At 71.5% G+C, this 20,260-nt stretch carries 19 protein-coding genes; 10 read left to right on the forward strand and 9 right to left on the reverse strand.

The window, feature by feature from the left end:
• Positions 1–4: 4 nt before the first annotated feature.
• Entirely contained in the window at positions 5–1,195 is a 1,191-nt protein-coding gene (locus ACWPOB_RS15240; protein ID WP_455401330.1) for an MFS transporter, read from the reverse strand.
• On the opposite strand from ACWPOB_RS15240, the gene ACWPOB_RS15245 reads away from it, so the two are divergent.
• The 3 genes from ACWPOB_RS15245 to ACWPOB_RS15255 are packed head-to-tail and all read left to right on the forward strand — an operon-like array spanning position 1,194 to position 3,503.
• Positions 1,194–1,976, forward strand: a complete 783-nt coding sequence (locus ACWPOB_RS15245; RefSeq protein WP_455401331.1) for a PIG-L family deacetylase — start codon at positions 1,194–1,196, stop codon at positions 1,974–1,976. The two genes, ACWPOB_RS15240 and ACWPOB_RS15245, sit on opposite strands and share 2 nt — an antisense overlap.
• A 25-nt stretch (positions 1,977–2,001) precedes the next feature.
• Positions 2,002–2,463: an SRPBCC family protein gene (locus ACWPOB_RS15250; RefSeq protein WP_100058890.1), complete on the forward strand. Its 462-nt coding sequence runs from the start codon at positions 2,002–2,004 to the stop codon at positions 2,461–2,463.
• 5 nt (positions 2,464–2,468) lie between these two features.
• Positions 2,469–3,503: a tocopherol cyclase family protein gene (locus tag ACWPOB_RS15255; RefSeq protein ID WP_455401332.1), complete on the forward strand. Its 1,035-nt coding sequence runs from the start codon at positions 2,469–2,471 to the stop codon at positions 3,501–3,503.
• 78 nt (positions 3,504–3,581) lie between these two features.
• Here ACWPOB_RS15255 and ACWPOB_RS15260 read toward each other — a convergent pair whose 3' ends face one another.
• A complete protein-coding gene (locus ACWPOB_RS15260) occupies positions 3,582–4,832 on the reverse strand; it encodes an ROK family protein (protein WP_455401416.1) in 1,251 nt (416 codons plus the stop codon).
• 463 nt (positions 4,833–5,295) lie between these two features.
• Here ACWPOB_RS15260 and ACWPOB_RS15265 point away from each other — a divergent pair, with 463 nt between their 5' ends.
• Together ACWPOB_RS15265 and ACWPOB_RS15270 are read left to right on the forward strand one after the other, a co-directional pair.
• Positions 5,296–6,252 (forward strand): TauD/TfdA dioxygenase family protein, encoded by a 957-nt coding sequence (locus ACWPOB_RS15265; protein ID WP_455401333.1) that lies wholly within the window; start codon positions 5,296–5,298, stop codon positions 6,250–6,252.
• A 62-nt stretch (positions 6,253–6,314) separates the two neighbouring features.
• Positions 6,315–7,058 carry an SDR family NAD(P)-dependent oxidoreductase gene (locus tag ACWPOB_RS15270; RefSeq protein ID WP_100057185.1) on the forward strand — a complete coding sequence of 248 codons (744 nt, stop codon included), beginning with the start codon at positions 6,315–6,317 and terminating at the stop codon, positions 7,056–7,058.
• A gap of 213 nt (positions 7,059–7,271) precedes the next feature.
• Here the strand turns inward: ACWPOB_RS15270 and ACWPOB_RS15275 are convergent, their stop codons facing one another.
• From ACWPOB_RS15275 to ACWPOB_RS15290, 4 genes are all read right to left on the reverse strand, one after another.
• On the reverse strand, positions 7,272–8,870 hold the full coding sequence (locus tag ACWPOB_RS15275) for an MFS transporter (RefSeq protein WP_010592115.1): 1,599 nt from the start codon (positions 8,868–8,870) through the stop codon (positions 7,272–7,274).
• A gap of 120 nt (positions 8,871–8,990) precedes the next feature.
• Positions 8,991–9,398, reverse strand: coding sequence for an alpha/beta-hydrolase N-terminal domain-containing protein (locus ACWPOB_RS15280; protein WP_325051589.1), 408 nt, complete (start codon positions 9,396–9,398; stop codon positions 8,991–8,993).
• 323 nt (positions 9,399–9,721) lie between these two features.
• Positions 9,722–10,897 (reverse strand): L,D-transpeptidase, encoded by a 1,176-nt coding sequence (locus ACWPOB_RS15285; RefSeq protein ID WP_455401334.1) that lies wholly within the window; start codon positions 10,895–10,897, stop codon positions 9,722–9,724.
• A gap of 66 nt (positions 10,898–10,963) precedes the next feature.
• Entirely contained in the window at positions 10,964–12,010 is a 1,047-nt protein-coding gene (locus ACWPOB_RS15290; RefSeq protein WP_455401417.1) for a UDP-N-acetylmuramate dehydrogenase, read from the reverse strand.
• A 71-nt stretch (positions 12,011–12,081) separates the two neighbouring features.
• Here ACWPOB_RS15290 and ACWPOB_RS15295 point away from each other — a divergent pair, with 71 nt between their 5' ends.
• From ACWPOB_RS15295 to ACWPOB_RS15305, 3 genes are all read left to right on the forward strand, one after another.
• Positions 12,082–12,585 carry a DUF2505 domain-containing protein gene (locus tag ACWPOB_RS15295; RefSeq protein WP_100057188.1) on the forward strand — a complete coding sequence of 168 codons (504 nt, stop codon included), beginning with the start codon at positions 12,082–12,084 and terminating at the stop codon, positions 12,583–12,585.
• A 64-nt stretch (positions 12,586–12,649) separates the two neighbouring features.
• Positions 12,650–13,156 carry a DUF2505 domain-containing protein gene (locus ACWPOB_RS15300; RefSeq protein WP_100057189.1) on the forward strand — a complete coding sequence of 169 codons (507 nt, stop codon included), beginning with the start codon at positions 12,650–12,652 and terminating at the stop codon, positions 13,154–13,156.
• A 5-nt stretch (positions 13,157–13,161) separates the two neighbouring features.
• A complete protein-coding gene (locus ACWPOB_RS15305) occupies positions 13,162–13,995 on the forward strand; it encodes a class I SAM-dependent methyltransferase (protein ID WP_455401335.1) in 834 nt (277 codons plus the stop codon).
• Here ACWPOB_RS15305 and ACWPOB_RS15310 read toward each other — a convergent pair.
• Complete coding sequence (locus ACWPOB_RS15310; RefSeq protein ID WP_029545192.1) at positions 13,941–14,558, reverse strand: type IV toxin-antitoxin system AbiEi family antitoxin domain-containing protein; 618 nt, start codon at positions 14,556–14,558, stop codon at positions 13,941–13,943. The two genes, ACWPOB_RS15305 and ACWPOB_RS15310, sit on opposite strands and share 55 nt — an antisense overlap.
• 103 nt (positions 14,559–14,661) lie before the next feature.
• On the opposite strand from ACWPOB_RS15310, the gene ACWPOB_RS15315 reads away from it, so the two are divergent.
• Positions 14,662–15,402 (forward strand): LmeA family phospholipid-binding protein, encoded by a 741-nt coding sequence (locus ACWPOB_RS15315; protein ID WP_455401336.1) that lies wholly within the window; start codon positions 14,662–14,664, stop codon positions 15,400–15,402.
• 39 nt (positions 15,403–15,441) lie between these two features.
• Here the strand turns inward: ACWPOB_RS15315 and deoC are convergent, their stop codons facing one another.
• Positions 15,442–16,107 carry a deoxyribose-phosphate aldolase gene (gene deoC / locus ACWPOB_RS15320; protein WP_100057191.1) on the reverse strand — a complete coding sequence of 222 codons (666 nt, stop codon included), beginning with the start codon at positions 16,105–16,107 and terminating at the stop codon, positions 15,442–15,444.
• A gap of 64 nt (positions 16,108–16,171) precedes the next feature.
• Between deoC and ACWPOB_RS15325 the strand changes: the two genes are divergently transcribed.
• Entirely contained in the window at positions 16,172–16,696 is a 525-nt protein-coding gene (locus ACWPOB_RS15325) for a GNAT family N-acetyltransferase (protein WP_455401337.1), read from the forward strand.
• A gap of 74 nt (positions 16,697–16,770) precedes the next feature.
• Here ACWPOB_RS15325 and ACWPOB_RS15330 read toward each other — a convergent pair whose 3' ends face one another.
• Positions 16,771–20,187 carry a protein kinase domain-containing protein gene (locus ACWPOB_RS15330; RefSeq protein ID WP_455401338.1) on the reverse strand — a complete coding sequence of 1,139 codons (3,417 nt, stop codon included), beginning with the start codon at positions 20,185–20,187 and terminating at the stop codon, positions 16,771–16,773.
• Positions 20,188–20,260: the final 73 nt, after the last annotated feature.

Here is a 20,260-nt window from a genome sequence, read left to right on the forward strand (position 1 = left end):
CGGGTCACCCTAGCCGGGCGAGCCGGGCCACTCCCACCGCGCACGCGCATCCGACGAGCGCGGCCACCACCGCGACCGCGATGCCCGCGCTCGGCCCGGACCGGTCGATGACCTGACCGACGACGGCGGAGCCGACCGCGACACCGACGCCGAGTCCCGTGACCGTCCAGGTGATGCCCTCGGTGAGCCGGCCCGGTGGCACGATCCGCTCGGTCAGGGAGGTCGCGACGATCATGGTGGGGGCGACGGCCACCCCGGCCGACAGGTAGAGCACCGCGAGGGCCGGCACCGTGTCGGCGAGCAGCAGCGGCCACAGCAGGACCGCGACGGCCGCCGTCGCGCCGAGCAACTGCCGCGTCAGCGGCGCCCGCAGCCGCACCGCCCCGAAGACGAGGCCGCCGAGCGCGGACCCGGTCGCGAACATCGCCAGCACCACGGTCGCGGCGCCCGGCGCGCCCCGCTCGGCGGTGAAGGCCACCCCGACCACGTCGACGACGCCGAAGATCGTGCCCATCGCCGTCATCGCCACCACCAGCACGACGAGCACCGGGATCCGCAGCACGCTCGCGCCGGGCGCCCCGGCGACGACCGGTCGTGCCGGGGGTTCGGTGCCGCGCTGGGCGGCGAGCGCGACGGTGCCGATCACCAGCAGCACCGCCCCGAGCAACGCGCCCGCCTCCGGGAACGCGGCGACGCTCAGCCCCACCGACAGCACCGGCCCGACGATGAAGCACAGCTCGTCGATCACCGCCTCGAGCGCGAACGCGGTACGCAACCCGTCGGTGCCGCGGAGCAGCTCGGTCCACCGGGCGCGGACCATGGCGCCGATCGTGGGCATCAGTCCCGCCGGGACCGCGCACGCGAACAGCAGCGCCTCGGGCGCCTCCCACCGCACCCCCGCCAGCATCGCGGCGGTCGCGGCCGCGCTCGTCACGGCGGCGACCGGCAGGACGCGGGACTGCCCGTGCCGGTCCGCGGCCCGGGAGACCAGCGGGGTGAGCGCCGCGTACGACAGCGCGAACACCGCGGCCAGGGCGCCACCGAGGCCGTAATCGCCGCGCAGCTGCGAGAACATCGTCACGATGCCGATGCCGACCATCGCGATCGGCAGCCGCGCGACGAACCCCGCCAGGCAGAAGGCGGCGGCGCCCGGCGCGGTGAACAGTGCACGGTAGGAGCGCATTCGTGCCAGCATGCAGTACGTGAGCGTGCTGGTGTGTTTCCATGCCCATCCCGACGACGAGGTGTTCACCACCGGCGGGGTGATGCGCCTCGCCGCGGACGCGGGGCATCGGGTGGTGCTGGTCGTGGCGACGGACGGCGCCGCGGGCGAGGTCCCCGACGGGCTGCTCGGTCCCGGCGAGTCCCTGGTGCAGCGCCGCCGCGCCGAGCTCGAGGCGTCGGCGGAGGCGCTGGGAGTCGCCCGCCTGGTGCCGCTGGGCTACGCCGATTCGGGAATGGCCGGGGCGCCGCAGAACTCGGACCCGGCCGCGTTCTGCAACGTCGACGTGGACTCGGCCGCGGCCCGGCTCGCGGCCGTGCTCACGGAGGAGAGCGCCGACGTCGTCACCATCTACGACCCCAACGGCGGGTACGGGCATCCCGACCACGTGCAGGTGCACCGCGTCGGCGCCCGGGCCCAGGAGCTGACCGCGCACCCGTCGGTGTACGAGGCGGCGATGAACCGGGACCACATCCGTCGCCTGCTCGACGCCAACCCGGAGGTGAGCCCGGACGCGTCGCCCCCGGACCTGGACACGTTCGGCCTGCCGGAGGCCGAGATCACCACCACGATCGACGTGTCCGCGACGATCCCCGCGAAACGGGCGGCGATGCTCGCGCACGCCTCGCAGGTCGGCGACTTCGGGCCGATGCTGGCGATGACGCCGGAACAGCTCGCGAGCGCCTTCGGCCTCGAATGGTTCCGCCGGCGCGGCGCGGCGCCGACGCTGCAGGAGAACGCCCTGCCCCTGTGACCGACCCGACCGAAGAGGAGCGCGAATGGGCCACCACATCGAGCTGAGCCGTTTCGTCGACGCACCACCGGACCGGGTGTGGCGGGTGCTGACCTCCGTCGACTCGGCCCCGCAGGTCCTGAGCGGCGTGCAGAGTGTCGAACGGCTCGCGGGCGTGGGCTACGAGGTGGGCACCCGCTGGCGCGAGACGCGCACGATGTTCGGCAGGGCCGCAACCGAGGAGATGACCGTGACGGCCGTGGAGCCGGGGCGGCACACGGCCGTCGAGGCCGAATCCGGCGGTGTGCGCTACCGCACCGAGTTCGACGTGGCCCCCGAGCGGGCCGGCACGACGCTGACCGTGCGGTTCTCGGCGGACGCCGGCCGTCCCGGACGGATCCGGCGGGCGCTGACGGCGCTCGTCGCTCCCCTGGCCCTGCGGGCGACGCGTACGGCGCTGCACCAGGACCTCGACGACATCGCGGCCGCGGCCCGGGCCGGGATCTGAGCGCCGTGTCGCTGTGCTCGAGCTACCGCGCCACCGGCGCCGACCTGCCCTTCGGCGATCCGCTGGCGGCGCACGACGTCGCGATGGAGGGGTACTTCTGGCGGTTCACCCAGCCCGGGACCGGACGGGTGGTGATCGCGCTGTGCGGCGTCAACCGGGCCGCAGACGGGTCGTGGGCGACCCTCGGCCTGGCGGCGCACCCGGGCGGATTCCTGCGTACGACGGCGCATCCGGAGGGGTTCGCCGACCCGCGGCGGCTCGGCGCGTCGGCGGGCACGGCGTTCCGCGGGGAGCCCGACCGGCTGCGCGTGGACCTCGGCGACGACGCACGTCTCGATGTGCGGGTGACGGCGCCCCGGCCGTGGCCCCGCCGCCGGTTCGGCGGATCCAGCGTCTTCCACGCAATCCCCGCGCTCAACCAGTACTGGCACCCGTGGCTGCTCGACGGGCGAGCCGAGGGCGAGGCCGTGCTCGGCGGCGAGACGTGGAACCTGGACGGCGCCCAGGTGTACGCGGAGAAGAACTGGGGCCGAGGAGGATTCCCGGAGTCGTGGTGGTGGGGCCAGGCGCACGGCTTCGCCGACTCCGCCGCGTGCGTCGCCTTCGCCGGTGGGAAGGTCCACGCCGGACCGCTGCGGACCGAGGTGACGGCGGTGGTGGTCGCCCTGCCGGACGGACCCGTGATCCGGCTGGGCAACCCCGTGGTCTCCCCGGTGCGGGCACACGTCGCCGACGAGCGGTGGTCGCTGTTCGGGCGCGGGCCGCGGTGGACCGTCGAGATCGAGGCGACCGCCCCGCTGAGCGCCGCGCATGTCCTGCCGGTCCCGCTGCCCCTCGAACGCCGCAACGTGCCCGGCGCCCTCGAGCACCTCGCGGGCTCGCTGGGCGTGACCGTCCGCGACCGCGGCGCGCTGGTGTGGGCGGACGAGTCCCCCCTCGCGGCGCTCGAGCACGGCGGTCTGGCCCGCGCGCGGGCCGAACTGGACCGGCGGGGTGCGCCGGCGGACGCGACGGACGGCCCGCCACTGCACGGCGGCTGACCGGCGGCCCCGCATCCGCGCACTTGCCGGTCGTCCGCACATGAAATCGTATGCGCGGATAGCCATTTCGTGCGCGTATCAGACCAGCGCCCGGCGCATCGCGCCCAGCGGATCGGAGTACAGCGAACTCAAGGACACCACGCTCGCGGCGTGCGCCTGCACCCGGTCGCCGAATCCGGTGACCCGGACGTCGGCGCCCGACGGCGACGCGAGCGCGCGCGCGACGTGCGGTGCGGCCTCCGGGTACGCGGTGAACGCCTGGCCGCCGAGGATCACCCGGTCCGGGTTGAACAGGTCACGGAGCATCGCGACGGACCGCCCCAGCACCTGTGCCCGTTCCACGAGGATCTCGTGGGCCTCGCGAGAGCCGTTGCGGGCCAACGCGTACAACGCGGTGACGGACGTGGCGCCCGCGTCGAGCAGGCCGGCGGCCCGCGCCCGGGTCAGCACCGCCCGGTCGGCGACGGTGGCCTCGAGGCATCCGCGGGCACCGCAGGCGCACGGCACGGACGATCCGGTGGGCAGGTGCGACACCGAACCCGGGCCGCCGCGCGGTGTGTGCACCCGGCCGTCGAATGCGATTGCGATACCGACGGTTTCGCGAGCGTAGAAGTACAGGGTGGCGCCCTCGACATCGGCGGTGTCGCGGTCGGGGGTGAGCAGCAGCTCGGAGGCAGCCATCGCCTCGACGTGCGCGGCGACGGAAACCGGCAGGCCCAGGCCCCGGCTCACCACGGACCCGACGGGCGCATCCTCCCAGCCGAGCCGCGGGTGGTCCACGGTTCCGGTGGCCGAGTCGACGCGGCCGCCGAGCGCGACGCCCGCCCACAGCGGCGTGCGCCGGTGCCAGCGCGACGCGAAGGCCCTGGCGCTGCTGGTGATCGCCCCGAGCGCCGCCTCCTGGCCGCCGCGCGGGGTGGGGATCTCCACCGCGCCGATCACACGCCCGCGCAGATCGCTCGCGACGATGCCGGTGACGGCCGCACCGATGTGGATGCCGACGGTCAGGTAGCGCTCGTGGTCGGTCTCGAACGGCACCCGGGGCCGGCCCACGGCACCGGACGCGGTCAGATCCGGCCGCTCCCGGAGCAGGCCCGCGGCGAGCAGCGCCGAGACCTGCCGGTTCACGGTGGCGATGCTCGCACCCGTCGCCGCCGCCGCCTGGTCGCGGCAGATCGGCCCGCGCGCCGCAGCGACCCGGAACACCGCGGCGGCGGTGCCGTCGGCGATCTTCAGCTCGGGCGGCACGATCTGCACGCGCGCCGTCGATCGCACCCGGGCGGTGGCACTACGGGAACGGACGCCCGATCCGGACGTCGGACGAATAATGTTGGCGGACAGGATATTTGACGTAGCTACTGCAGTCACTGCGACTCTTCCTCGAGATCGGGTCCGCAGACCCGGGGCGTGGCAGGGAGGCGCCGATCCGCTCGATCGTGAGGCAGAGATCCACCGGCCGACGGCCGGGGGAAACGAAGCGGGGCGCGAAGGGCGGTGTCAGCGACAACACAGTTCGCGCGCCAGCGGCAGCCGCGAGCCCAGCGCGGCGGTCACGTAGGTGACCCGCGGAGCACGGAGACGGCGAGCTGGCATATCCGCAACCTAGCCGCCGCGCGCCACTGTGTCCAATCCGCACGGCGTCCAATCCGCACAGCGTCCGATCCGCACGGCGTCCGATCCGCACGGCGACGCGGCGGCAACGGTCCCGATCACGGTGACGGAAACCCTTACGCCGGCCCAGCGCCGGTGGTGAGGTCGACGGCACCAACGTTCGATCTACGAAAGGTCCTCCATGTCCGTGGATTTCGATACCCGCACCACATCCGCTCGCGACGTGTCCGTGGTTCGTCTGGGCGGGCACATCGGGGCCCGCATCGACGGCGTGCGGCTCGGCGGCGATCTCGACGAGGTCACTGTCGAAGCGATCCGTCGCGCCCTGGCCGAGCACAAGGTGATCTTCTTCCGGGAACAGCACCACCTCGACGACGCGTCGCAGTACGCGTTCGCCGAGTTGCTCGGCACGCCGACCACCGCGCACCCGACGGTCACCTCGCGCGGGGCGCACGTGCTGCCGATCGACTCCGACTACGGCAAGGCGAACAGCTGGCACACCGACGTCTCGTTCGTCGACCGCATCCCGAAGGCGTCGATCCTGCGCGCGGTGGAGCTGCCCGCCTACGGTGGTTCGACCACGTGGGCTTCCGGCGTGGCGGCCTACGAGGGCCTGCCCGCCCCGCTGCAGACCCTGGCGGAGAACCTGTGGGCCACCCACACCAACCTGTACGACTACGCCGCCGAGAGCGCGGAGCACCTCCGCGACGGCGCCGACGAGCGGGTCGCCGAGTACCGCGCCGAGTTCCGGTCCGAGTACTTCGAGACCGAGCACCCGGTGGTGCGCGTGCACCCCGAGACCGGGGAGCGGTCGCTGCTGCTCGGCCACTTCGTCAAGGGCTTCGTCGGGTTGAGCGGCCGGCAGTCGCAGGCGCTGTTCCGGCTGCTGCAGGACCACCAGACCCGGCTGGAGTACACCACCCGCTGGAACTGGGCCGCCGGGGACGTGGCGGTGTGGGACAACCGCGCCACCCAGCACTACGCCGTCGCCGACTACGACGGCCTGCACCGTCGCCTGAACCGCATCACCCTCGCCGGTGACGTCCCGGTGAGCGTGCACGGCGAGGCGAGCCGGGCCGTCGCCGGCGACGCGAGCGCCTACTCGGTCGTCGAGGTGCCCCGGCCGCTCGCGTCGTGACGGGCGCCGCGGTCGCGCGGACCCCCGCGCGACCGCATCCGGGGCACCCTAGGATCGCCTGCATGACGATTTCTCCCGATTCCCGCGTCGCCGTCGTCACCGGTGCCTCCTCCGGCATCGGCGAGGCCACCGCCCGAACCCTCGCAGCCCAGGGCTTCCACGTCGTCGTCGGCGCTCGCCGCGTCGACCGGATCGAGAAGCTCGCGGACGAGATCGGGGGCACGGCCCTCGAGCTGGACGTCACGGACGAGGATTCGGTGACCGCCTTCACGACGGTGCTCCCCCGGGTGGACGTGCTGGTCAACAACGCGGGCGGCGCCAAGGGCATGGCCCCGGTCGCCGAGGCGGACCTCGACGACTGGCGCTGGATGTGGGAGACCAACGTTCTCGGCACCCTGCGGATGACGAAGTCCCTGCTGCCGAAGCTCGTCGACTCCGGCGACGGCCTGATCGTCACGATCACGTCGGTGGCGGCGTTCCATGCCTACGACAACGGCGCGGGCTACACCTCCGCCAAGCACGCCCAGGCGGTGCTGCACCGGACGCTGCGCGGTGAGCTGCTCGGCAAGCCGGTGCGCCTGACCGAGATCGCGCCGGGTGCGGTGGAGACCGAGTTCTCCCTCGTGCGGTTCGAGGGTGACGCCGAGCGCGCCGCCAAGGTGTACGAGGGCATCACGCCGCTGGTGGCCGAGGACATCGCGGAGATCGTCGGGTTCGTCGCGTCGCGTCCGCCGCACGTCAATCTGGACCAGATCATCGTGCAGCCGCGCGACCAGGCCAGCCCGTCGAGGTTCCACCGCCACTGAGTCCCGATCCCCTGAACCGCAGTCCACCGAGTCGCGGTGCACCGACGAGACGAGTGGCGTGCGCGTGCCGGAGTACTGCAGTCATTCCTGCCACGCAACGACGTCGCACGGAACTCCACGGCATGCGGCTCGGGCATGGTGATCGTCCGTCCACGGCAGGGGGACGGACGATCTCGGGTCGAAGGTCCACCCGAGCCGTGACATTCCCGTCCGTCAGTGCGGTTCCGTCCGGTCGGAGACCGTGGACGGGGTGTCCGGTAGCCGATTCATTCGGAACGAGTTGAACAGCCCGAGGAGACCGGCCAGGAGCGGAACGAGCAGCGCCACCTGCAGGGCGAGAGGCCGCGCGTCCGTGTTGATGCGGATGATCTCGTCCTGAACGTCCGGGGGCTGATCGGCGAGCAACTCCGTGAGCTGGGTGTTGCTCATGACCTCGGCGTCGTCCTCGAGCACCTGTGCCACCTGTTGCTGCTCGGCTGGGGGAAGGACGGTGCTCGATTCCGCCATCGCGGTGAACGTGATGGACAGCGTTGCCAGCATGATGGCACCGGCGAACGCCAACCCGAACGACAACCCGAACGATCCGGCCGCCGAGTTCACACCTGCTGCCTCGCTGACACGCTCCTGCGAGATCGGAGCCAGCGTGTAGTTGTTGAGTTGCGACACCAACAGCCCCAGACCCGACCCCGCGATCATGAGGGGGACCACCAGGGCCCAACCGAACTCTGCCCGGGGCACGATCGGGATCAGCGCCACGATCCCGATCGTGAGCAGAACGAATCCCCACCGGATGATGCTGCTGGGGCGCCGATCGCCCGCCTTCTTCCCCGCGAGCAGCGCCACTGCGAACATGCTGAGGGAGAGGGGTGCGAGGGACAAACCCGCCTGCATCGCATTGTATTCGAGCACCATCTGCAGGTAGATCGGCAGCGCAATCATGGTGCCACCCAGCGCTATCTGCTGGAGCATCTGCTGGGAGATCCCCAGTCTGAAGATCTTGGACGTGAACAGATCCGGGTCCAGCAGGCTGGGTTCGCCTCGCCGCTTGCGCCGCCCGAGCCAGTACGCCAGTCCGGCCAGGGCCGCCGCACCGCTCACCAGGAGCGCGGCGACTGCCTCGCCGCCCTCCTGCCACACCAGGATTCCCAGCACGATGCCGCCCATGCCCAACACCGAGAGCACGGCACCGACTGTGTCGACGCCCCGAGGTCCTGTGTACGGCACATCTCGGACGAGTCTGATGCCGGACAGCACGATCGCAATGATGACGACCTCGAGCACGAACGCGAGGCGCCAGGAAAGGTAGGTGGTGATGAAACCTCCGAGCAGCGGTCCGACGGCCGCGGCGATCGCGGCCGCCGCCCCGACGAGGGCGTAGACCTTCTTCTGATCGTCTCCTTCGAAGTTGCCGTGTATGAGGGACTGCATCGCGGGCAGGAGGAGTGATGCGCCGATTCCACCCAGAAGTGCCCAGAAGACGATGACCGCCGTCAGGCTCTGCGCGAGTGCCATCGCCGCCGCACCTACGGCGTAGCCGAGCAGACCCAGCACGTAGGCACGTTTGCGTCCGATCAGATCGCCGACCTTGCTACCTATCAGGATGAACGCCGCCGACACCAGCGCCTCGAGCGCGATCGCCGCCTGGACGCCGCTCACGGTCGTCTCGAGATCACGGACCACCGACGAGATCGAGACGTTCATCAGTGACGTGTCGACGACCAGCACGAACATCGCCATCGCCAGCAGGATGGCCAGCAGTCGTTGCGGGCGCGCTGCCCCCGCGGAACCGGCGGCGGTCGATTCTTCGGTCACGGCAGACCCACCCTCCTCGCATCCGTGGACGTGGTCGAACGCCCGGTCGCCCGCGTCGGGCTTGCGGGGGCGGGTGCGTGTCCACCAGGGCCGGGTCCACCCAGCCGCTCCCGGTCGTCGTCACCACGACCGAATCGCCGCGCTGGAAACCCCGACCCGGGTCAGGCCCTCGACTGCCACGGCCGCCCGGCTCTCGGAGTCCTCGGCCGAGGTGAGCCCGGCATAGCTCCGAATCGGCTCCAGGGCCGGGCGGTCGGCGAACGCGCGCCACACGAAGGCTGCGAGCACGCCCGGCCCGTATCCGATCGCGGCAGTGATCCCGCAGATCATGCCCTGCAGGAGCCCGCCGCGCGGGAGCGAGCGACGGCGTGAACGACAGACACGCGAAAACGAGTGCACCCCAGCACCCCGGAAAGGTGACGTACAGCAGCTTCCGGCGTTCCCCGGCCTCGGGCGGCCCACCAGCGTCGGTGCCGGCGGCATTCCGGACCGCCGCGGCACCCTGCCCGGTCTCGAGCCGAACTCCATGGTCGTCCGGTGCCTCTGGGGTGCTCGGCAGCGAACCGCCGCGCGAACCCGGGACCTTCGGTTCCATGGTTACCTCCGCCTACATGATCACCCTCACGCCGTCCCGTCGCCGGCGTTTCGGATGCGATCGGTCGCGATCCCACAAGCACGACCGGGTCCCTGATTGCCCGCGTCGGGAGCTTCTGCACCTCGGCACCGAAGAGCTTTTCCAGCACGTGAGAATTCAGCGGATACTCGGTGGCCACCGACGACGCGCGGTCCCCCCGACAGCGCCGCAGCCTGCACCCGTTGCCGCTCGGTGCCGCCCCGGTTCCGGCGGGTTTCTACAGCGCGGACATCGACTGCCAGGTGGGCCAGTCGATCGCCCAGTCGTACAGGTCGCCGTCCGCGGCGGACAGCTCGATCGACGTTCCGGACACCTCGACCGGGTCGCCGTACATCGCCGTCGCGAAGTACTCCTGGGCGTCCCCGAGCGAGAGGTTGATGCAGCCGTTGGTGACGTTGGTCGCGCCCTGCTGGCCGAGGGTCGCGGGGTTGGCGTGGATGAACTCGCCGTTGTTGGAGATCCGCACCGCCCAGCGTTCCCGCACGTTCTCGTAGTACGGCGGGTTGGACATCAGGAAGTCCTCGTGCTTCTCGGTGACCACGTGGACGCCGCTGCGGGTGACGTTGCGGGCTTCGTTGCCCTGCCCGTAGCTCACCGGGATGTCCATGATCGTCACCCCGTCGCGCACGACCTGCATGCGGTGCGACGTGGCGTCGGCCACGACGACCTGGCTCCGGCCGACGGTGAAGTCGAGGGTGAGGTCCTCCGCCCCGTAGGCGCCGTCGCCGTAGTCGAGGCCGTAGAGCCGCGCGTCGAGGTGTACCGCGGTGCCCGGCGTCCAGTACTGCTGCGGGCGCCAGTGCGCGCGGGCACCGCCGTTGTCGTCGGGCAGCCACGCCCAGCTGCCGACGGTCGGCGGGTCGGTGCCGACCACCATGGCCTTCTCGACGGCGGCCTTGTCGGTGATCGGGCCGTCGAACTGGACGATGATCGGGGCGGCGATTCCGACCGGCTGTGCGTCGGCGATGTTCAGGTTCGCGGAGACGACCCGGTCGGGGTCGACGGTGTCGAAGCTGCCCTCGACGGCCACGGCCTCGTCGTCGGAGCCGACGGCCGTGCCGGACCAGCGGTAGGTCGCGCCGTAGCCGAGCGGTTCGGCGACGGTGTAGCTGCGGCGGTCGGCGGCGAGGGCGCCACGCACGACGGCGCTCGTTCCGACGTTCGTGAGGGCGACGTCGGTGAGCTCGCCGTCGGTGACCGAAACACGGACCGGGGCGGTGGGGTTCACGTCGGTGGCGCCGTCGGCGGGGTCGGTGACGATCGACACGACGGGCCCGGTGCCGGCGGGTACCGCGCTCCCGCCGGGACCCGACGAGCACGCCGCAAGCACCGCGACGAGTGCGAGCAGCCCGAACCACAACAACCGACGACTTCGTTCACCCAGGTGGAGCACTCCGACGAGGGTACGCCCGCCGCGCTGTCGCGTCGCAGCGCGGCGGCAGGTCCGGCAGACCGGCTCTCAGATGAAGCAACCCACGGTGACCGGCTCCGGCTCGAGCCGCACACCGAACGCGTCCTGCACGCCGTCGCGCACCTCCCGCGCGAGGGCCACCAGATCGGCGGTGGTCGCGGTGCCGCGGTTGGTGAGCGCGAGGGTGTGCTTGGTGGACAGCCGCACCGGCGCGCCGGGGCCGGGGAAGCCCTTGCCGAACCCGGCCCGCTCGATCAGCCATCCCGCGGAGAGCTTGGTGCCGCCACCGGCGGGGAACCGCGGGATCCGCGCGTCGGGCCCGACGCGTTCCTCGACGGCCGCGAGCACGCGGGGCAGTTCGTCGTCGGAGAGCACGGGGTTGGTGAAGAACGATCCGGCGCTCCAGGTGTCGGGATCGCCGGGGTCGAGCACCATGCCCTTGCCCCGGCGCAGGGCGAGCACCTGCTCGCGGACCTCCGCGGTCGGGCGTCGCTCCCCCTCCTCGGCATGCAGGACCGACGCCAGCTCCCGGTAGCCGAGGGGGGCGCTGGCCCCGTCCGGCCGCACGGCCAGGTCGACCTCGAGGACCAGGGCGTCGTCGGAGTGCTTGAGGACACTGGTGCGGTAGCCGAGCCCAAGGTCCTCGGGACCGACCCACCGGACGTCGCCGCTGGTGCGGTCGAGCAGCCGCACGGCCCTCAGGGTCGACCCGACCTCGACGCCGTAGGCGCCGACGTTCTGCACCGGGGTCGCACCCGTGGAGCCGGGGATGCCGGACAGGCATTCGAGCCCGCCGAGCCCCGCCTTCACGGTCAGGGCGACGACGTCGTCCCACCCGGCGCCGGCCTCGGCGCGCACGGTGTCCTCCCCCGGTTCGATCCCAGTGGTCGCGATGCGCACGACCACACCGTCGAACCCGGCGTCGCCGATCACCAGGTTGGAGCCGCCGGCCAGGACGAGGGTGGGGACGCGTGCCGCGTCGAGCAGACGGACGACCTCGACGAGGGTGTCGGTGGTGGTGCACTCGGCGAGCAGCCGAGCCGGACCGCCGAGCCGCAGCGTGGTCAGCGTCGACAGCGGCACGTGTTCGGACACGGCGGCGCCCGCCTCGACGAGTTGGGCCCCAATACGCGGATCAGACACCCGCAAACGGTAGCGTGCCGACCATGGGCAGCCGCATCGACCATTACTCGCACTACGCGTTCCCCGTCGCCACGGTGCACGCGGCGCTCGTCGACGAGAACTACTGGCGGAGCCGCCTGGCGGAGATCGGCGGGCCGGGCGCGACGCTCGAGGACGTGCGCACCGGTGACGGGACGATCGACCTGCACATGACCCAGTCCATCCCGGCCGAGCACCTGCCGAGCTTCGTCACCAACTTCCATCCCGGCGACCTGGTCATCCATCGGCACGAGTCGTGGCAGCCGGTGACCGGGGACCGCGCGGCGGGCCGCTTCTCCGCGCACGTGGACGGGCTGCCGGGGAAGGTGGACGGCACGTCCACGATGGCGCCGGACGGCGCGGGCACCATCGTCGAGATCGACGGCGAGGCCGAGGTGCGGATCCCGTTCCTCGGCGGCAAGATCGAGGGCATCATCGTCGAGCAGATCGTCGAACTGTTCGACGTGGAGCGCACCTTCACCGCGAAGTGGCTGTCCGAGCCGCACTGACGGGGCCGTTGCGGGACGGTGACGATTTCCGTCGCTCGGTAACGAACCGGTAACCTCGCGTGTCATGGCCCGGCGAATCGACTACTCCGCCCGCTATCCGTACAGCCCGGAGCAGGTGTACGAGGCGCTCTCGGACCGCGCGCACTGGGAGGCGCGCATCGTCGAGATGCGCAAGTACTCCGAGAACCACCTCGCGGAGTTCGAGGTGTCGGACGACGGTATCGACCTGGTACTGCACCACGTCCTGCCGCGCACGGAACTGCCCGAGATCGCCCAGACGGTGATGAAGAAGGACATGGTCATCACCCGCAAGGAGACGTACACCCCCTTCGGCGCCACCATCACCGGCAGCTACCAGGCCTCGGTCCCCGCGGGTCCCGGCAGCCTCACCGGCACGATGGAACTGTTCGCCTCGGACGGCGGCAGCACCCTGCGCACCACCTCGGAGGCCAAGGTCTTCCTGCCGTTCATCGGTGGCAAGCTCGAGCAGCTCATGCTCGTCAACCTCGTCGACCTGTTCCGCACCGAGGCGGAGATCACCGCCGGCTGGCTCGCGCGCCGGTTCGGGTAGTCCCCGTGCGCGCCCCGCGCCCGGAAGGTGTCGTCACCCGCGGCACCACGGGCATCAACCGCCTGCGCCGCAGTGACCGCTGGCTGATGCACCACCCCGACGTCGCCCGCGTCCTGCACTCCCGGGACGACGCGCTCGTCGTCGACCTCGGCTACGGCGCGATGCCGGTGACCACCCTCGAGCTGGCCGCGCGGCTGCGCACGGTGCGTCGCCGCCTGCGGGTGGTGGGTCTCGAGATCGATCCCGACCGGGTGGTGCCGGGGCGGGACGGCGTGGAGTTCGCCCGCGGGGGCTTCGAGCTGGCCGGGCTCCGGCCGGTGCTGATCCGCGCGTTCAACGTGCTGCGCCAGTACCCGGAGGAGGCGGTGGCGCCGGCGTGGGATCGGCTGCGGTCCGGGCTCGCGCCCGGCGGGTTGCTGCTCGACGGCACGTGCGACGAACTGGGCCGGCGGTGCGCATGGGTGCTGCTCGACGAGCACGGCCCGCGCACGCTCACGCTGGCGTGGAGCCCGTTCCACTCGGAAACCCCGTCGGACCTGGCCGAGCGTCTGCCGAAGGCGCTGATCCACCGCAACGTGCCGGGGGAACGGATCCACGAGCTGCTGCAGGCGGCGGATCGGGCCTGGGCGTCGGCGGCACCGCACGCGGCGTTCGGACCGCGCGTGCGCTGGCGCGCGACGCTGGACCTGTTGCGCGCCCAGGGCGTGCCGGCGGCACCGCAACGCCGGCGGCTGCGGGACTGCGTGCTGACCGTGCCGTGGGACTTCGTCGCCCCGACGGAGGCTCAGCCGGCCGCGAGCAGTGCCAGCTCGATGCGGTCCGCGACGGCCGCGGGCTGATCGGCGACCGCGGCGTGCAGCTGCGCCGAGGTCACCCGCCCGATGGCGATGGCGTCGCCGACGAGTTCGTCGAGGACCTCCTGGGAGACCCCACCCGCGGCGAGGTCGACGGCGGTCCGCGCGGGGGTGGTGATGCGGAAGCACCCGACCTGCTCGCAGTCCTGCGCGCGCAGCTGCCGGTGGTGCAGGGCGAGCCGGTTGCTCGGCACGGTCCGCTGGTCGGCCGTCGACAGGTGCAGGAAACGGGGTTGCAGGTGCCCCATGCCGTGCAGGTCGGCGGCGCTCTGGTGCGAGACCACCGCCGCGCCCTCGTACCAGGCGCACCACTGCGCGAACTCGTCGAACTTCGTGTGCGGGCTGTCCCCGAGCCGGAACAGGTCCGATTCGATCCGGACCCAGTGCCCGGCCGCGATCCGGCCGACGAAGTCGATCGTGGCGATGCCGTGGGCAATGGCCTGTCGCGCGGTGAAGAAGCCCGCCTGCGCGAGCGCGGTATGTCGCAGGGCCTCGTCCGGATCCACCCGGCCGGAGGCGTCGTGTTCAGGTTCCGTCCAGCCCGTCATGCCGCCACAGTACCCGAACAACTGTGTCCTACCTCACAATTTCTGGTAGTGGGGCCGCATCTTCACAGACCTTCCTCAGAGTTCTTCGGAACAATCCCGAACCATGACGAACCGGAAGCGCATCCCCTTCGCCACCATCGGCATCGCCCTCGCCGTCGCGCTGGTCGCGGTGCTCGTCGGCGCCGAGGTGTACGTCCGCAACCGTGCCACCAACTGCCTCGCGCAGTCGTTCGAGAGCGAACTCGGCACGAACGTCGACGTGGATCTCGGGTGGAAGCCGGTGCTGCTCTCGCTCGTGGACAAGCAGGTCTCGTCCGTCACGCTCGACAGCGACGACACGGCGTTCGGCCCCGCCCAGGAGATGCAGGTGCACGCCGTGGTCCGCGACGTGGATCTGCGGGAGAGCGCCGCCGGGGCCGGGACCATCGGCAGCTCGAGCGCCGACGTGGTGTGGCCGTCGTCGGGCATCCTCGCGACGGTGCAGACCCTGCCGCTCGGCTCGCTGATCACCGACGTCACCCCGGACGCGAACGCCGGCACCCTCCGCTTCACCGTGGGCGGCGCGGGCCTGGCGGAGCTGACCGTGCGGCCGGAGGCCCGGAACGGGACGATCGCCGTCGAGACGGTGGACGCGTCGCTGTTCGGCATCGGGTTGCCCACGGCACTGGTCGACGGCATCGTCCAGATCCTCACCGAGAGCCTGCAGCAGTACCCGCTGGACATGCAGGCGACGGCGGTGTCGGTCACCGACTCCGGCATCGCGGTGACGCTCGAGGGCGGCGCCTACACGATGCCGGAGGCCCCGGCCGGACAGCAGTCGCAGAACCAGCTCGACGACTGCTGAGGCCGCGGCCCAGTGCTCGCTGAGACCGCGGCCCAGTGCTCACTCCGGCAGGTCCTCGAGCACCGCGCGGGTGCCGGACAGGCCGAGCCGGGTGGCGCCGGCCTCGATCATGGCCAGCGCCGCCTCGGCCGTGCGGATGCCGCCGCTGGCCTTGACGCCGAGCCGGCCGCCCACCGTCTCGGCCATCAGCCGCACCGCGTGCACCGACGCACCCCCGGCGGGATGGAACCCGGTGGACGTCTTGACGAAGTTCGCGCCGGCCCGCTCGGCGGACCGGCACGCCTCGACGATCGCCTCGTCCGACAGCGCCGCCGACTCGATGATCACCTTCAGCACGGGCTCGAACCCGATCGCCTCCCGGACGGTGAGGATGTCGGCGAGCACGGCGTTGAAGTCCCCGGCGACGGCCGCGCCGATGTCGATCACCATGTCGATCTCGGCGGCGCCCTGATCCACGGCGAGCCGGGCCTCGGCCCCCTTGATCAGCGAATGATGCTTGCCCGACGGGAAGCCCGCCACGGTGGCGACGACGAGTCCGTCCGCCCGCAGCGGCAGCATCGACGGCGACACGCACACCGACCAGACGCCGAGCTCGCGGGCCTCGTCGACGAGCGCGCGCACGTCGGCACCCGACGCCTCGGGCTTGAGCAGGGTGTGGTCGACCATCGCGGCGACCCGGGCACGGGTGAGGGTGGTCTCCGGCATACCCGTCAGCTTTCCACAGCGATATTCAGTTGCCCGGCCCGACGCCGGTGTCCACACTGCTGTCGTGTTCATCCGACGAGAACTTCCCGCCGACGTCCCCGCGATCGGCGAGGTACACCGCGCCGCATTCGCGCCGCTCACCCCCGCCGGCGCGGAGCCGGTCGAGCCCGGCCTGGTCGAGGCGCTGCGCGCCGGCCCGGCGTGGCTGCCCCGGCTGTCACTGGTCGCAACGGATGCCGAGGGCACGGTCGTCGGGCACGTGTGCGTCACCCGCGGCACGGTCGACGGCGAGCCGGCGCTGGCCCTCGGGCCGATCGGGGTGCTGCCGGAGTTGCAGCGCGCCGGCGTCGGGGGCGCCCTGATGCACGCGGTGCTCGGCGCAGCGGATGCCCTCGACGAGCCGCTCGTGGTGCTGCTCGGGCACCTGGACTACTACCCGCGTTTCGGGTTCGTCCCGGCCGCCGAGCTCGGTGTCGAACCCGACGTGCCCGAATGGGCGTCGCACCTGCAGGCCCGCGCGCTCACCGCCCATCGGCCGCAGCTACGCGGCGTCCTCCGCTACGCTCCTCCGTTCTACGAGATCGGCTAGCGCGAGCGGGCCGTTGTGGCGGCAATCGCGGTGTCGCGATGCGCTCGATTCGGTGTTCCCCAGGGTGGGAGGACTCACGTGTTCTCCGGTGTTGCGGACGGCTGTGGTGCTGTGTGCAGGCGATCGAGGAAGTGGGCGAGGGCGGGGCTGATGCTGCGGCCGTGTCGTTCCGAACCGACCCGCCGGACGAGTTCTCGCACAGCGGGTCCGGTATCGAGCACCGGCTGAACCAAACCCGACCGTGCACACTGCTCGAGGACGGGCAGCAACACTCGTTCCGCTTCCGAGAGTGAGCCGACCACGACAAGGCACTCGGTCAGCAACAAGCGGGCATAGAGGGACGCTCTGGGCCGGTCGGTGGCGCTGATCGACTCGGTGAGGATTCGGGCGCGCCGGCACGCGTGTGTCCGGTCACTGTCGGAGCCGGCGAGCAGCAGCCGGATTGCCGTCTCTTCCGTGGCCTCGGCCGTGACCTGGGCGATCCCGTCAGGAACGTCGCTCGGAAGCCCGGGAGGAAAGGTGTCCAGGGAGACCTGCGATATCCCGATGCCCGTCCGGATGCGCTCGTTGGTGATGTACACCGCCAGGCGGGGCAGTTGCAGTGACAGTGCCAGCCGTTCCCCTTCAGCCAGTCGCTCGGCGGCCTGTTCGTGCTGCCCCAGGCGATGCTTCAGGCGAGCGCCGATGACGTACGTGGCGAGCATGAACTCGACGGTTCCGCCTTCGGCGCCGAGGCTGTAGCTCTCGTCGAGCAGGCCTTCGGCCTCGGCGAGGTTTCCCTGTTCGTACAGCAATTCCCCGAGGAGGGCACCGGTGAGCCGGGAGCTGTAGGAATTGTCTTCGTCGGAAGCGGTGGCCAGGTGCATGGCGTGGCGCAGGCTCGTCTCGGCGCCGTCGAGATCGAGTTGTTCCCGTGCGGCCACTGCATCGAGGCAGTAGCCGTAGATGACACTGAACGGCCCGGAGGCGCGGCGGTGATGCGGGCGTGCCCATTGCTGCCAGCGTCGGGCCTCGTCGAAGTCGAACCGCTGGATCTCGCGGAACGAGGCCACATCGGCGACACCGCACAGAATCCACGGGCGGAGTCTGTCGGCGCGGGCGATGCACGCCTCGAGTGCCTCGTCGAGGTGGTCGAGACGGTCGTCGAAGACGGTGATGGTGGCCCGGATGAGAGCGGCCTCGGCTCGGGCGTCAGCCTCTTCGTCGTCGGGCACGGTCGGCAGAACTGCCTCGAGCCGGCTGAGGGCGTCGTTGGCCGCAGTGCGGTGGTGCAGCAGTGCGTGTGCCCAGGCCACCGCCAGCTGCAGGCGTGGTCGCATCGCGCCGGCGGTCGTCGGTAGCTTGGTCTCCAACCCGAGCAGAGTGTTCATCCGCGATTGTTCGAGCAGTGGGATTGCTTCCCGCTCGACCACGTCGATCGCCGCGTCGTCGTCGCCGGCAGCGTGGAAATGATCGACCGCCGCGCTCAACAGGCGTTGATCGGCGAACCATCGGGCCGCGGTCCGGTGCAGCTCGTGCAGGCGTTCCGGGTCGCCTCGTTCGAGCCGGCGGCGTAGATAGTCGGTGAACAGGTGGTGGTAGCGGAACCACTGTCCTTCCTCGTCGAGCCGGGTGAGGAACAGGTCCCGGTCTTCGATGTCTTCGAGCACGGCCTGGGCGTCCCGGCGGCCGGTCAGGGCGGTGGCCAGGGCTGCGCACGTGCGTTCGCTGACCGCGGTGGCCAGTAGGAAGTCGAGCAGGTCCGGTTCGAGGCTGTCGAGGACGTTTTCGGCGAGGTACTCGCCGAGAGCGCGATGCCGGCCCGACAGCTGGCGGATGACCGTCCGGGGGTCACGGTGTTCGCGTATTGCCAGCGAGGCCAGCTGCAGGGCCGCCGCCCACCCGTCGGTTGTTTCCTCGAGCTCGGCAACGTCCTTGTCCTCCATGGTCAATCCGGTGGTACCGGTGAGCAGCTCGCGGGACTCGTCGACATCGAAGCGCAGTGCGGCGGCGTCGATCTCGATCAACTCGTTGTGCACCCGCAGGCCGCTCAGCGGCAGACCCTGTCGGGCCCGGCTGGTGACGACCAGCTGCAGGTGGTGGCACCCCTGCTCGAGCAGGAACCGGGCGATGGCCCGGCTGGCGGGGTTGGTCACCCGGTGCCAGTCGTCGAGTACCACCGCGATGTGCTGCCCGCCCGTGTGTGTCCGGTTGATCAGGGTGGTCAGCACGAACCGCTCGGCACCCTCCCCGTGTGCCTCCAGGACACGGGTCAGCTCTCTGCCCAGCCGGGGCAGGGTCACCGTGACCGCATCGACGAGATGCGCGAGAAACCAGGCGGGGGTGTTGTCGTCCTCGTCGATCGACAACCAAGCGATCTTGCCGCCGTCGTGCTCGAGCATCCGCACGTACTGGGTGGCCACGGTGGTCTTGCCGTATCCGGCCGGGCCGTGGATCAAGATCAGCCGTGCCCGGGTCGCTGTACTGAGCCGGTCGAGCAGCCGGGTGCGCTGCACCATCGCGTGAGCCGCGACCGGGGGGCGGTACTTGGTCGCCACGGCGGGCGGGCAGGCGGGCACGGACGCACCGGCCGAAGGGTCGAGGCGCAGGTACTCCGCGGTCGCGGGGGATTCGCGACTTTCCGGCTGCGGTGGGCTCTCCTCGTCCCAGGCCAGCGGCAGCGGCAGGTCGGCAACGGTGTAACCGAGGTCCGCCCCGGCGCTGCGCAGCGCCTCCCCCAACGCCGCCGCCGTGCCGAAGCGGTGGGCGGGCTCACGGGCCATCGCCTGCTCGATCACCGCACACACACCCTCCGGAACATCCCGCTCGCGCAGATCCGGGATCGGTTCGGTGCTGATCCGCAGCAGCTGCGCCACCAGTTCCTCCCCGCGGCGGCGAGCGTAGGCTGGCCGGCCGGCCAGCGCGGTGAACAGGGTGGCGCCGAGTCCGTAGACGTCCGAGGCGACCGACGGAGACTGCCCGTGCAGCAGCTCCGGCGCGGTGTAGGCGGGAGAGCCCACCACCAAGCCCCGCGTGGTGTCCTGCCGATCCGACAGCCGGGCGATCCCGAAATCGGTCAGTTGCGGTTCGCCGTACTCGGAGATCAGGATGTTCGCCGGCTTGACGTCGCGGTGCAGGACACCCGCCCGGTGCGCCGTCTCGAGCGCCCCGGCCATCTTGATGCCGATGTCGAGAACTTCGGCGACCGTGCGGGCCCCGCGCCGGTTGATCCAGGCCTCGAGGGAGTCCCGGCGGTGGAACGGCATCACGATGTAGGGGCGCCCGGTACGGGTGACGCCGGCCTCGAGCACGTGCACGATGTTCGGATGCCCCGACAGCCGGCCCATCGCCTGCTGCTCGCGCAGGAACCGCACCCGGTCGGTCTCGTCCGGACTGGGGCTCATCACCTTGACCGCGACCACCCGGTCGAGGGCGGGCTGACGACAGCGGTAGACAATGCCGAAACCTCCCTGCCCTGCCACCCGCGGCTCGACGAAACCGGCCGCGCTCAATTCGTCCGCGAGCTCCCTCGGAGGCGGATCAGCGGAACGTTCGGCGGCGTCACCGGACACCGTGCACCCGGTC

This window comes from Rhodococcus sp. 2H158, assembly GCF_053764755.1.

Bases quoted from the DNA above. Each gene is read 5' to 3' on its own strand.
- ACWPOB_RS15300 (WP_100057189.1), top strand. From the start codon at position 12,650: ATGGCCCGGCGAATCGACTACTCCGCCCGCTATCCGTACAGCCCGGAG.
- ACWPOB_RS15295 (WP_100057188.1), top strand. From the start codon at position 12,082: ATGGGCAGCCGCATCGACCATTACTCGCACTACGCGTTCCCCGTCGCC.
- ACWPOB_RS15240 (WP_455401330.1), bottom strand. From the start codon at position 1,195: ATGCTGGCACGAATGCGCTCCTACCGTGCACTGTTCACCGCGCCGGGC.
- deoC (WP_100057191.1), bottom strand. From the start codon at position 16,107: ATGCCGGAGACCACCCTCACCCGTGCCCGGGTCGCCGCGATGGTCGAC.
- ACWPOB_RS15315 (WP_455401336.1), top strand. From the start codon at position 14,662: ATGACGAACCGGAAGCGCATCCCCTTCGCCACCATCGGCATCGCCCTC.
- ACWPOB_RS15310 (WP_029545192.1), bottom strand. From the start codon at position 14,558: ATGACGGGCTGGACGGAACCTGAACACGACGCCTCCGGCCGGGTGGAT.
- ACWPOB_RS15270 (WP_100057185.1), top strand. From the start codon at position 6,315: ATGACGATTTCTCCCGATTCCCGCGTCGCCGTCGTCACCGGTGCCTCC.
- ACWPOB_RS15250 (WP_100058890.1), top strand. From the start codon at position 2,002: ATGGGCCACCACATCGAGCTGAGCCGTTTCGTCGACGCACCACCGGAC.
- ACWPOB_RS15265 (WP_455401333.1), top strand. From the start codon at position 5,296: ATGTCCGTGGATTTCGATACCCGCACCACATCCGCTCGCGACGTGTCC.
- ACWPOB_RS15245 (WP_455401331.1), top strand. From the start codon at position 1,194: ATGCAGTACGTGAGCGTGCTGGTGTGTTTCCATGCCCATCCCGACGAC.
- ACWPOB_RS15280 (WP_325051589.1), bottom strand. From the start codon at position 9,398: ATGGAGTTCGGCTCGAGACCGGGCAGGGTGCCGCGGCGGTCCGGAATG.